The following is an 11,676-nucleotide window of genomic DNA, read 5'->3' as shown; positions in this document are numbered from 1 at the left end:
CTACTTAATCGCTCTTGTTATCTGTTTTAGCGCTGTTTTTGGCATCTAAAGTTAGCATAGTACTGATAATATGATCGGCGGCGATTGCACGTAACTCTCGTGTTAATAACTCAGATTCTCGAGATTTAGCCAATGCTTGCGACGAGCTTTCTACGAAGTCTCGATACAGGTTCACATTGAAGTGTTGAGCCTCATAACCCGGGCTTTGAATTGAATAATTTAGCGTAAATCCTAATTCAGTTTCGGCATTTTGTGCTTTTACATTTAACGAGATAATACGTGATGAACGGCGTTCATTGTCGACTTTTAAAATTGCAATATCGTCAGAAGGGGTCGTTACTAACTCAATACCTGCACCGCGTAAACGTAATTTAATAAGGCGTGTTAATTCACTGTTAGGTGAGCTTTGTAATAGCAATTTAGGGTACTTTTCTACTAGACCATCATTATGCTTTAGATGAAATCCACAACCGCTTAAAAACAGTAAAGGAGTTAGTAATAGCAGGGTTTTAAACGATTTAAACGAAATTTGCATAATTAGCCTTTTAAGAAAGGAGGAATAAATGCTAGAAGGCATTACAGAAAAATATGCTAGAAGGCTGAATCGTTAACATTATCGCCTTCTAGCTTTTTTAGGCCTTTAAGCGTTACCGCTTTCCAGCCTTATCGCTTTCTTTAGTTCGCTACGATGTTCAGTAGTTTACCCGGTACATAAATTACTTTACGTACTGTTTTTCCATCAGTAAATTTAGCTACGTTTTCGTCTGCTAAGCCTAATGCTTCAACAGATTCTTGCGTTGCATCAGCAGCAACCGTAAGCTTGCTACGTAATTTACCATTTACCTGTACGATGATTAGTTTTGAATCTTCAACTAATGCGCTTTCATCTACCGTTGGCCAAGGCGTTGTTAATAGTTCGCCTTGCTCGCCAAGTGCTTCAAACAGCTCTGCACAAATATGCGGCGTGATTGGTGAAAGTAGTTTAACCACCGCCACTAATGCTTCTTGAATAATAGCACGATCTTGAACGTCAGCAGTTGGTGCTTTACTTACTTTATTCATCAACTCCATGACTGATGCAATCGCAGTATTGAAAGTTTGACGACGACCTAAATCATCGGTTACTTTCTTTATCGTTTTATGCAGTTCACGGCGTAGTGTTTTTTGCTTGTCGTTATGTGCTTTAATATCTAACGCTTCAACATCACCCGCAGATACATGGTCGTTTGCTACTTTCCATAGACGTTTTAAGAAACGTAATGAACCTTCAAGTGCAGAGTCTGACCATTCAAGTGTTTGCTCAGCAGGTGCTGCAAACATCATGAACAAACGTACGCTATCTGCGCCGTATTTATCAATCATATCCTGTGGGTCGATACCGTTATTTTTTGATTTAGACATTTTACACATGCCATCAAAAATAAGTGCTTGGCCATTTTCCATTTTAGCGCTGATCACTTTACCTTTTTCATCGGTTTCTGTGATTGCTTCAGTCGGTGCAACCCAAACTTTACCGCCTTTCTCATCTTCATAGTAATAAGCATCTGCTAATACCATGCCTTGAGTTAGTAGTTTCTTGTACGGTTCATCACAGTCAACTAATCCAAAATCACGTAATAATTTATGGAAGAAACGTGAGTATAAAAGATGCAAAATAGCATGCTCGATACCGCCGATGTATTGATCAACAGGTAACCAGTAGTTTGCTTTTGCAGGGTCTAGCATCTGATCATCACTTTGTGGTGAACAGTAACGTGCGTAGTACCAGCTTGATTCCATGAAGGTATCAAAAGTATCTGTTTCGTGTGTTGCTGGTTGACCGTTATAAGTTGTTTTAGCCCACTCTAAATCTGCTTTGATTGGTGAAGTAATACCATTCATTTTAACATCTTCAGGTAGCACAACTGGTAGCTGGTCTTCAGGTACCGCGACAACCGTGCCATCTTCTAGTGTTAATGTTGGAATTGGTGCGCCCCAGTAACGTTGACGAGAAACACCCCAGTCACGTAAACGGAAGTTAACTTGACGCTTACCTTTGTTTTCGCTTTCTAATTTTGCTTCTACCGCATCAAATGCAGCGGTAAAGTCTAAACCGTCAAATTCACCAGAGTTAAAACAAATGCCTTTTTCAGTGTAAGCCACTTCAGAAACATCAACGTCAGCGTCGCTTGGTTTGATAACTGCTTTAATATCTAAGCCGTATTCTTTAGCGAATTCAAAGTCGCGTTGGTCATGTGCAGGTACAGACATAACTGCGCCTGAACCGTAACCCATTAATACAAAGTTAGCTGTCCATACTGGTACTTCTTCACCGGTAATTGGGTGAATTGCTTTAACGCCAGTATCTACGCCTTCTTTTGCCATAGTCGCAAGTTCAGCTTCAACTAATTTTTGGTTTTTACATTTATCACAGAATGCTGCTAAGACTGCGTTGTTTTTAGCTGCTTCAAGTGCGATAGGGTGTTGTGCTGCAACAGCGATGTAAGTCACCCCCATTACTGTGTCAGGACGAGTCGTGTAAACAGAAACTGTTTCATCTGTTCCTACTACTTTAAAGTCCATCTCAATACCTTCTGAGCGACCGATCCAGTTACGTTGCATTGTACGTACTTGCTCTGGCCATTCATCAAGTTGGTCTAAATCATCAAGCAGTTCTTGTGCGTATGCAGTGATTTTAATGAACCATTGTGGAATTTGTTTTTGTTCAACAATTGCGCCAGATCTCCAGCCACGACCATCGATAACTTGTTCGTTTGCAAGTACTGTTTGATCCACTGGATCCCAGTTAACCGTTGCCATTTTTTTGTAAACAAGGTCTTTTTCAAGCAATTTAGTGAAGAACCACTGTTCCCAACGGTAATATTCAGGCTGACAAGTCGCCAATTCACGGCTCCAGTCATAACCAAAACCTAGCTGTTTAAGCTGCTTCTTCATGTATTCAATATTTTCGTACGTCCAACCTGCTGGTGCAGTATTATTTTTAATAGCTGCGTTTTCAGCGGGTAGACCAAATGCATCCCAACCCATCGGTTGCATTACATTTTTGCCCTGCATACGTTGATAACGAGAGACTACATCACCAATTGTGTAGTTACGCACGTGACCCATATGTAATTTACCACTTGGGTAAGGGAACATTGATAGGCAGTAATATTTTTCTTTTGATGGATCTTCTGTTGCTTTAAATGATTGGTTTTCATCCCAGTTTTTCTGGAATTTAGCTTCAATCTCTTTTGGATTATATAACTCTTGCATCTTAATTCTGCCTAGCAATGATAAATGAAAAAAAGTAAAGCGTAAGGATACAGCAGAGAGCGGATTGCAACAATATTTATGAGGGGTATGACTTACTTTTTAACCATCAAATAGTATATGTGCAGCAAAAAAATGAATTGTGCGGTATATTTATTTGACTGTGACTTGATTTCTATTGCGTCGGTTCATTTTTTTGTTTTTAAATACAACGTAGTGAGTGTTCTATGAGGGGTGATTCAATTAACTCAATAATAAATGATGATGAATTTAAACTGTTATCTGAATTAAATTTGGATAACAAAGAGTCTGATGATAAAAAAGATCTCGATTATTATATTAGTGCTGAGAATGGTAAGGGAACGCTTTTATCGCAGTTAGGTGTTGCTGACAGTTTGCAACTCGTTGCTAATTACGGAAAGCATCGCTTGGTTTTTCCTGTACAAATTAATTCGGGCGATTTCTCTGATTTTCGAATGACTTTTAAAGCGCCTAAAATTTTTGAAAATGGAGAGCATTTACGGTCATGGCGCTTAATTGCTGATAAAACAATATCACTTGTTGATGACCATGGTGAAGCGCTGCATTACAAGATAAAAGATCTCTCCGCGTCTGGTATATCAATATCAATTGATACGCAAGATGAAGGCGAATTTCCTGAATTGTTAAATCATATCTATCTACAGTTGCCAAACCGGGAACGCTTAGATATATCGGGGGCGAAAATCCATCGCGTAGACAATAAAACGGTTGCTTACCTATTAACCAATAAAGTCGATGATACGTTATTAACAACGCTTACAGAGTATCTCTTTGAGTGCCATTTAGCCCAATATCCAGATGCATACAAAGATCACTTTAAATGATGAGAGGTAGTCTGACGAGGGTTATTTGAACGCTTTGTTTAATAAACTAGCAGTCAGTGCTTTTTTGTTATTTTAATGCTTTACAAGCCCACCCTGTTGTCGGTATTATTCGTCTCGTTCTGCGGAGGGGTGGCAGAGCGGCTGAATGCACTGGTCTTGAAAACCAGCGAGGGTTAATAGCTCTCCGTCGGTTCAAATCCGACCTCCTCCGCCACATTTGAAAAGGCGCTAACTGTTTACAGTTAGCGCCTTTTTGCTTTTCTAAAGATAAATAATTGTTATTCATGGTAAATGCGTTACTGATAGTGCTTCTCACTTCATCAAATCCTATGGAACGATTTTGAACAGTTTTAGCTGGTTATGCAGTAGCGGTGGTGATCAGGATGTTCACCATGAAAATCGCAACGCAGTTAGGGATGATGTTAATCAGCAAGAATGATCATGGTATTAATTCTTTTGGTCTTAATGCGGCCTATGTTGACTGTTGTTCATCCCCTTGGCGTTAAGTGCAATTTGATGGGCTACTTTTTTAGTTGATTGTGGCTATAAATCGATCTTGTTGGCACTATTTTAAACGTTCTGTTTGATATCTGAGCGGTTGTTTTTTTTTGTGTTTATTTCACTTTACAAGCCTACCCAATTGTCGGTATTATTCGTCTCGTTCTGCGGAGGGGTGGCAGAGCGGCTGAATGCACTGGTCTTGAAAACCAGCGAGGGTTAATAGCTCTCCGTCGGTTCAAATCCGACCTCCTCCGCCACATTTGAAAAGGCGCTAACTGTTTACAGTTAGCGCCTTTTTGCATTTCTAAGCATAAAAAATTTAATGTAATTGGTATTAGAAGCCAAGTCACTGCGAAGAAATACCATTAATGATATTTCTAGTTAAAAACGTTAAATTGCGATTGCTATGTAACTTCTGCTTAATGAGGTTCTTTTATTCGACTTGTTACGATTATTTTAAGTGTTTTGTTTGATATCTGAGCGGTTGGTTTTTTTTGTGTTTATTTTTCTTTACAACAGCCCCATCTACTCTGTATTATTCGTCTCGTTCTGCGGAGGGGTGGCAGAGCGGCTGAATGCACTGGTCTTGAAAACCAGCGAGGGTTAATAGCTCTCCGTCGGTTCAAATCCGACCTCCTCCGCCACATTTGAAAAGGCGCTAACTGTTTACAGTTAGCGCCTTTTTGCATTCTTGCCTAGCTAAACTCTTCTATACTGAGTCATATGCACTCTGACGCTAAACCTTTTCAAGTTAACCAGACGCGCCAAAACCACAGCACACCTGTTATTACTCACTTATTATTATGCAAATTAGTATTACCTTAGGTCGAGTAGAGGGGAATGGGAGTATGTAAATCAGCTCATGCTTTTTGATAGATTAGATTGCGGTTAATCTTTTAATCTATCTTGATGCTATTTGGAAAGTTGCGAGGCATTAAAATTAGCAAGGCTATTCACTTGCTAATTTATTGTCATGATCGTTGTTAGTGTTTGTTGCTTGAAGGGGCTAGTTGAAAATTCGATCTTCTGATTGATCGATGGCTAATTTAGCTTTTCTAATGGTTAATGATATACACTCATCACGGTTATCTATTACATCTGAGCGAATGAATTTATGCGTTTTTAATGCTTCTCCTTCCCCCTTTGTTATTGTGCCTGCTACGCGATATTGACCCCCTTCGCGAATAGGCGCAGGGATAATTGAAAAATCATTATATTTGATCGTCTCAGAGGTTTTTGCAGAGCCACTTGAGTCGCCTAAAAAAAGAGATTTTAAACCAGAGAAAAAGCCCATGAAGTATTTCCTTATCTTTTTGTTATTGTAGGTAATTAATAGCCTCACACAGTATAAATCAAAAAAAAAGGCAATGGTAAAAACCATTGCCTTTTGTGCATTACCTAACAAATAGATTGTAGGTTATTTTGTGTATGCACGCGTATAAGCTTGTTGCATCACTTTAAGGACAGAAGGGTATCCCATTCTTTCTAATTGAGATGTGTAAGCAGCCCAATCATCATCAATGTTTGCCGAACCTAAGACCCAAGACTGTTGTTTTTCTAACATGTAATCAAGGATTGTTGCCCATTTCTTATCGAATACTTCTTTTTCTTTTGCGTTTAAAGAAACACCTAAGAAGGGTTCAACGAGGTAATCACCAGCTTCATATTTAGCGATGCCTTCAAGTGCGTACTTGTTAGACCATTGCAGTTCATATGAATAATCTTGATGGAATCCACGTGGGATTTGAGCTCCATTTTGCCACATGATTGTATTCAGAGGCGCATCAGCGTTAAGTACTTCTTTTCTGAAGATAGGTTTGCCATCAACCATATCGTAATGCTCACCTTCTAAACCGAAGTTAGCTAAACGGCGACCTTCTTCAGTAAAGTAGAAGTCAAAGTATTTGATTGTTTCGATTGGATTTTCATTGGTAAATGACATTGCCCAACCTTCTACTTTCACTTTAGCGCGGCGATGTTCTTCCACACGTTTACCTGAAATACCTGCTGGTGGAATAAAAGCTTTAAATTCAAAGCCTTCCACTTTGTCTTTTAGTGAGTCATTGTAACCGGAAGTGGAAGCAAACCAATCGTGCGTCATACCACCTAGGTTATTTGATAATAGATATTCACGAGAACGACTACCACGCGTAAATACTTCTTGGTCGATCAAACCTTCTTTATACCATTTAGCAAGGTTACGAATACCAACACGGTAAGCTTCTTCTGTGTAACCGTGGCTTAATTTACCTTCTCTTACATAGAAATCATGGAACATATCTGAACCAGATGCATGGCCATCCCACAATGTTACCATACGGATCATCTCTTCCCAGTTACGCATGAACAGTGGTACTTCATCTTTTTTGCCATTGCCATTTGGATCATTATCACGGAATGCAACAAGTACATCATGAAGCTCGTCAACATTTTGAGGCTCTTTAAGATTTAGCTTCTTAAGCCAATCAGTACGGATAAAGTAGCCGCGACCAAATTTACCGTCTGGTAAATATGGAATGTAGTAAATTTCACCATCAGAAGCTTGAATCGAGCTGCGGATATCTGGGTTTTTATCAAAGAAAGCTTTAATGTTTGGTGCATGTTTGTCGATCAACTCATTCATTCCAATGAATGCGCCTTCAGGACCGTAGCGGTTTACATTATCTTTAATCGAAGAACCACCAACAATGTCAGGTAGATCACCTGAAGCGATGAGTAGGTTAAACGCTTCTGCACTTTTTGTTGTTGCCATTGAAGCAACATTATTTAAGCTAACGTTTGTTAATCGAGCAGCTTCTTTTTCTACTAACCAATCGTTGTTATAAACATACTTTTTAGTGTGAAAGTGAATGTCCAGTGTTAAAGGTTTATCTGTAACTTTAAACGCGCCATCCGCAGCTTTCTCAGCCATCGCTGGCATCGCAAGAGTGGTAGAACCGATAATAATAGATGTAATTAGGCTTTTGACCATTTTCATAAGTAAACTTCTCCGTTGTTTTTACTTTGTGTAATTTACATGTTTTTCGTACTGGTTTTTCCAACCTACATTACATACCTAATCTATCTAACTGGTTGATTAAAAATCCTCTTTTAAATCAACCAGTGTTCCTTGGCACGGAATACAGGCATAATTGAAAATCAATTATTCTTTAACACCACCTAACATAATGCCTTTGTTAAATGATTTTTGTACCCATGGGTAAATCAGCAATACAGGAATGATTGAACAAATCATGATTGCAGAACTTACTGTTTCGTATGAGTACGAAGCGGTTATCAACGTACTCGCAAAGGTATCATCGTCGGTTAATTGGGTAATTATCTGACGTAGGTAAACCTGCAAAGGTACTTTACTTTCATCTCTTAGTAGCACCATTGCCCAGAAGAACCCATTCCAACGAGCAACGATACAGAATAATGTAATGGTTGCTAAAGCAGGCTTCGCGAGTGGAATGAAAACTTGCCATAATACTTGAAAGTCATTCGCACCATCCATACGAGCAGCCTCTTCAAAAGAAGCGGGAACGGCTTCGAAGAAGTTTCTTAATAAGATGATGTTGAACGCGTTACAAGCAAAACCGATAATGATACCGATGTAGCTATCTAGTAATCCCAAGTCTCTCATATTTAAGAAGAATGGAATCATGCCGGCGTTAAACCACATGGTGAATGCAATCATCATATTCCAATATTTACGGCCTGCTAATTGAGGTCTTGAAAGTGCGTAAGCACCTGGAACAATAATTAATAGGCTGACTATCGTACCGCCAATGGTGTAGATGAAAGTATTGGCATATGAAGTCCAAAAAGCTGGATCTGATAATACTTTGTCATAGGCGGCGAGTGTGAAGTCAACCGGTGTTAATACAACTTTACCTGCTGTTACCGCATCACCTAAACTGACCGACAAAGAAGCAACGTAGATAAACGGGTATAGCGTACTAATCGTAAACATAGCGACTAAGAACATATTCAAATAGACAAACGCTTTATCGCCTTTTGAATACAAGTTCATGTTTTCTTTAAAACTCATAATATTTCCTTACCAAAGAGACGTTTTAGAAACGCGTTTACTAATTGTATTTGCTGTAATAACGAGCAAGAATGCAATAACAGCGTTAAATAACCCAGCCGCAGCGGCTAAATCGTATTGTGCTGCTTGTAAACCTTGACGGTATATAAAGGTACTTATTACGTCAGCAGTTTCATAAGTTGCTGGTTGATAGAGCATGATGATCATCTCAAAGCCAACTTCTAAAATGTTACCAATACGGATAATTAACATGATTAAAATCGTTGGTAATATGCAAGGAAGCGTTATTTTGTACATCATTTGAAAACGTGATGCACCGTCTACCACTGCCGATTCATAAAGCGAGGGGTTAACACCAGCAACCGCTGCCAAGAATACAATTGAACCAAAACCTGCTTCTTGCCAAATCCCGGTACCAACAAATATCGTTCGGAACCATTCTGGTTTGGTTAAGAAATACACGGAGTCATAGCCCATCGCATTTAACATCAGGTTGATAACACCTGTGGAGGGGGCAAATGCGGTAATCACGATACCTGCAATGATTACTGCCGAAATGAAATGCGGTAAGTAAACAATAGTTTGCGCAGTTCTTTTAAATTTAGGGTTAATGATTTCGTTAAACATCAACGCTAAAATAATAGGCACTGGAAAACCAAATATTAAGCTTGCACCACTTATCATTACTGTGTTTTGAATCGCACGAATAAATTGGTCGTTATCAAACAGAGTATAGAAATGTTCAAGTCCAACCCATGGGCTAGAAGTAATACCTTTAAATACGCTGTAGTCTTTAAAGGCGATTTGTAAGCCATACATTGGCTTATAAAGAAACACGATGAACCAAATAATGGTCGGAGCAAGCATTAAATATAACTGCCACTCCTTTTTTAAATGCATAACAAGCCACTTTGATTTTTTAACCAAGATTGAGTCTTCTGTGCTTAGTGAATTATTAATATCTTCCATAATATTCTCTAACCTATTTTTTATCTGAAGCAATCATTGCGTTTGTTGTCTTTTTATCAAACACGGTGATGGCATTTTGACGGAAGTACAGCTTATTTAGATTCTCTAAATGAGTCAGTTGTCCATGCGTTTCAACTTTAATAACGAATGGCTTATCTAAAAATTTACAATGTAATAGTGCTTCTGAGCCTAATGTTTCAACTAAATCAATCTTCACATCAATGGCCGTTGCATCTGCAACAGGTTCAATCTCAATGTACTCTGGGCGGATACCGATGATGATTTCTTCGCCATCGCTCAATTGGCTAAGAGTAGGTAATAAACAACGTTGGCCTTCAAACAATGCATAACAACCCGCATCAGAGACTTCTGCTGTTGCTTCGATTAGGTTCATTGGCGGCGAACCGATGAATGTTGCAACGAAGGTATTCGCAGGGCTATTAAACAGCTCCATTGGTGTACCAACCTGTTCAATTTTACCGGCACTCATTACAACAATTCGGTCTGCAAGTGTCATCGCTTCAACTTGGTCATGTGTTACGTAAACACTAGTAACGCCTAAACGCTTATGAAGTTGCTTAATCTCAGCACGCATTTGCGTTCTAAGTTTTGCATCTAAGTTTGATAGCGGTTCATCGAATAAAAATACTTTTGGGTGACGTACAATTGCACGACCCATCGCAACACGTTGACGCTGACCACCAGATAAATCTGCTGGGCGACGTTCAAGAAGAGGGGTTAGCTCGAGGGTTTCTGCTACATCTGCAACTATTTTACGAATTTCATCTTTTGGCACTTTACGAATACGTAAACCAAATGCGATATTCTCAGCAACGGTTAAATGTGGGTAGAGTGCGTAATTTTGGAACACCATCGCAACATCTCTGTCTTTTGGTGCGACATCATTAATGACACGATCAGAGATACTCACTTCCCCACCACTAATTTCTTCCAATCCGGCCAGCATCCTTAGTGTTGTTGATTTGCCACAGCCAGAAGGCCCAACAAGTACAACAAACTCTTTTGCTTTAACTTCTAGATTGATACCTTGAACTACAGTTACGTCACCGTAACTTTTCACAAGATTTTTTAACTTAACAGTCGACATCTTCGTTTTACTCCATCAAAACTTTGAAAAGGGGGCGGCTAACCCCGAATTTAAAAATTACTCATTACAATAACAACATTGCGCAGTGCTAATATTATTCAATAGTAATATTGTTCATTGATAATATTGTTATATTAGTACTATAAGGAATGAGGGGAGTAAACGGAGTTAGTCAACTAATACAAACTAGGTCATTCTTTTGGCATGTTTTGTAGTATTTATTGAGGCGTTGATCATTATTCTGGCTTGACAGAGTAAATTTCGAGGGTGGTTTCTTTGTCTTATATCAATAAATAGCCTATTTAGTGCGGTGTGAGGCAGTTTTTTGATGTTTTGTGGTGCTTTTGTAGCCGATCTGGTGTTTTTTTTAAGTGGTTTATTTTTTCTTATTTAAGCTATTTGTATTATTTATTAATTACTTGTTGTTGTTTTTTTGGTCTGTCGTTTCAAAATTAATACAACCACAAGCCCTGTTTATTTGTATTACTTATTAATTCAAAAGGACTTGCCTGAGTTGTGTAAGGTTGCTTTTTTTGATGTTTCTTGTTTGGGGGGCTTTAAATGGTGCAATTTATTTTAATCATTTTTCAATTCGAGATAACATTTTATGTTTAATAAATAAGGAGGCATATAGTCATAACGTCTGATTATCTATCGTTGTTTTTAATAATACGTACAACACTGCGATCTGATTTTAGTGGCGATATTTTACCTTTAATGAGATATCAACCTATTATAGCGTGTTTCTGACGAACTACTTTTACGCCTTTTAATGTGATGATTTTGTCATTCTTGCTATGTATTTCATTCCATTATTAATCCCTTCCATACAGATAGTTACCGATTAATTCTTTCTGTTATTATTATTTTACTTAGTATTTTATGTTACATTTGTTTGGTTGGTGAGGTAACTCACTTATACTGATCACAATTAGGGATTGATTAAT

At 38.5% G+C, this 11,676-nt stretch carries 8 protein-coding genes and 3 tRNA genes; 4 read left to right on the top strand and 7 right to left on the bottom strand.

Annotated features, from left to right (window positions below; genetic code table 11):
- Positions 1-4: 4 nt before the first annotated feature.
- Positions 5-535 carry an LPS-assembly lipoprotein LptE gene (locus QQK09_RS01460; protein ID WP_284202323.1) on the bottom strand — a complete coding sequence of 177 codons (531 nt, stop codon included), beginning with the start codon at positions 533-535 and terminating at the stop codon, positions 5-7.
- A gap of 140 nt (positions 536-675) precedes the next feature.
- On the bottom strand, positions 676-3,255 hold the full coding sequence (gene leuS, locus QQK09_RS01455) for a leucine--tRNA ligase (protein WP_284202322.1): 2,580 nt from the start codon (positions 3,253-3,255) through the stop codon (positions 676-678).
- A gap of 224 nt (positions 3,256-3,479) precedes the next feature.
- On the opposite strand from leuS, the gene QQK09_RS01450 reads away from it, so the two are divergent.
- The 4 genes from QQK09_RS01450 (at position 3,480) to QQK09_RS01435 (ending at position 5,263) form a co-directional block, all read left to right on the top strand.
- A complete protein-coding gene (locus QQK09_RS01450; protein ID WP_284202321.1) occupies positions 3,480-4,118 on the top strand; it encodes a PilZ domain-containing protein in 639 nt (212 codons plus the stop codon).
- A gap of 123 nt (positions 4,119-4,241) precedes the next feature.
- Positions 4,242-4,332: transfer RNA gene (locus QQK09_RS01445), tRNA-Ser, on the top strand.
- A gap of 453 nt (positions 4,333-4,785) precedes the next feature.
- Positions 4,786-4,876, top strand: a tRNA-Ser gene (locus QQK09_RS01440).
- 296 nt (positions 4,877-5,172) lie between these two features.
- Positions 5,173-5,263, top strand: a tRNA-Ser gene (locus tag QQK09_RS01435).
- Between the two features lie 362 nt (positions 5,264-5,625).
- Here the strand turns inward: QQK09_RS01435 and QQK09_RS01430 are convergent.
- The 5 genes from QQK09_RS01430 to QQK09_RS01410 all read right to left on the bottom strand — a co-directional run bounded on the left by QQK09_RS01430 (position 5,626) and on the right by QQK09_RS01410 (position 10,729).
- The gene (locus QQK09_RS01430) at positions 5,626-5,913 is read right to left on the bottom strand and encodes an HlyU family transcriptional regulator (protein ID WP_284202320.1); all 288 of its coding nucleotides are present in this window, start codon (positions 5,911-5,913) and stop codon (positions 5,626-5,628) included.
- Positions 5,914-6,036: 123 nt separating this feature from the next.
- Entirely contained in the window at positions 6,037-7,596 is a 1,560-nt protein-coding gene (locus QQK09_RS01425) for a type 2 periplasmic-binding domain-containing protein (RefSeq protein WP_284202319.1), read from the bottom strand.
- A gap of 165 nt (positions 7,597-7,761) precedes the next feature.
- Positions 7,762-8,652, bottom strand: a complete 891-nt coding sequence (locus QQK09_RS01420; protein WP_284202318.1) for a carbohydrate ABC transporter permease — start codon at positions 8,650-8,652, stop codon at positions 7,762-7,764.
- 9 nt (positions 8,653-8,661) lie between these two features.
- On the bottom strand, positions 8,662-9,552 hold the full coding sequence (locus tag QQK09_RS01415; protein WP_284202317.1) for an ABC transporter permease: 891 nt from the start codon (positions 9,550-9,552) through the stop codon (positions 8,662-8,664).
- A gap of 82 nt (positions 9,553-9,634) precedes the next feature.
- The gene (locus QQK09_RS01410; RefSeq protein ID WP_284202316.1) at positions 9,635-10,729 is read right to left on the bottom strand and encodes an ABC transporter ATP-binding protein; all 1,095 of its coding nucleotides are present in this window, start codon (positions 10,727-10,729) and stop codon (positions 9,635-9,637) included.
- Between the last annotated feature and the right edge of the window lie 947 nt (positions 10,730-11,676).

Origin of the sequence: Psychromonas marina (genome assembly GCF_030161115.1) — a bacterium.
Lineage (GTDB): Bacteria > Pseudomonadota > Gammaproteobacteria > Enterobacterales > Psychromonadaceae > Psychromonas > Psychromonas marina.
This window is presented reverse-complemented; position numbering and strand designations above follow the sequence as displayed.

Coding starts and splice junctions, on each gene's coding strand:
- leuS (WP_284202322.1), bottom strand. CDS start 3,255: ATGCAAGAGTTATATAATCCAAAAGAGATTGAAGCTAAATTCCAGAAA.
- QQK09_RS01425 (WP_284202319.1), bottom strand. CDS start 7,596: ATGAAAATGGTCAAAAGCCTAATTACATCTATTATTATCGGTTCTACC.
- QQK09_RS01430 (WP_284202320.1), bottom strand. CDS start 5,913: ATGGGCTTTTTCTCTGGTTTAAAATCTCTTTTTTTAGGCGACTCAAGT.
- QQK09_RS01410 (WP_284202316.1), bottom strand. CDS start 10,729: ATGTCGACTGTTAAGTTAAAAAATCTTGTGAAAAGTTACGGTGACGTA.
- QQK09_RS01415 (WP_284202317.1), bottom strand. CDS start 9,552: ATGCATTTAAAAAAGGAGTGGCAGTTATATTTAATGCTTGCTCCGACC.
- QQK09_RS01420 (WP_284202318.1), bottom strand. CDS start 8,652: ATGAGTTTTAAAGAAAACATGAACTTGTATTCAAAAGGCGATAAAGCG.
- QQK09_RS01460 (WP_284202323.1), bottom strand. CDS start 535: ATGCAAATTTCGTTTAAATCGTTTAAAACCCTGCTATTACTAACTCCT.
- QQK09_RS01450 (WP_284202321.1), top strand. CDS start 3,480: ATGAGGGGTGATTCAATTAACTCAATAATAAATGATGATGAATTTAAA.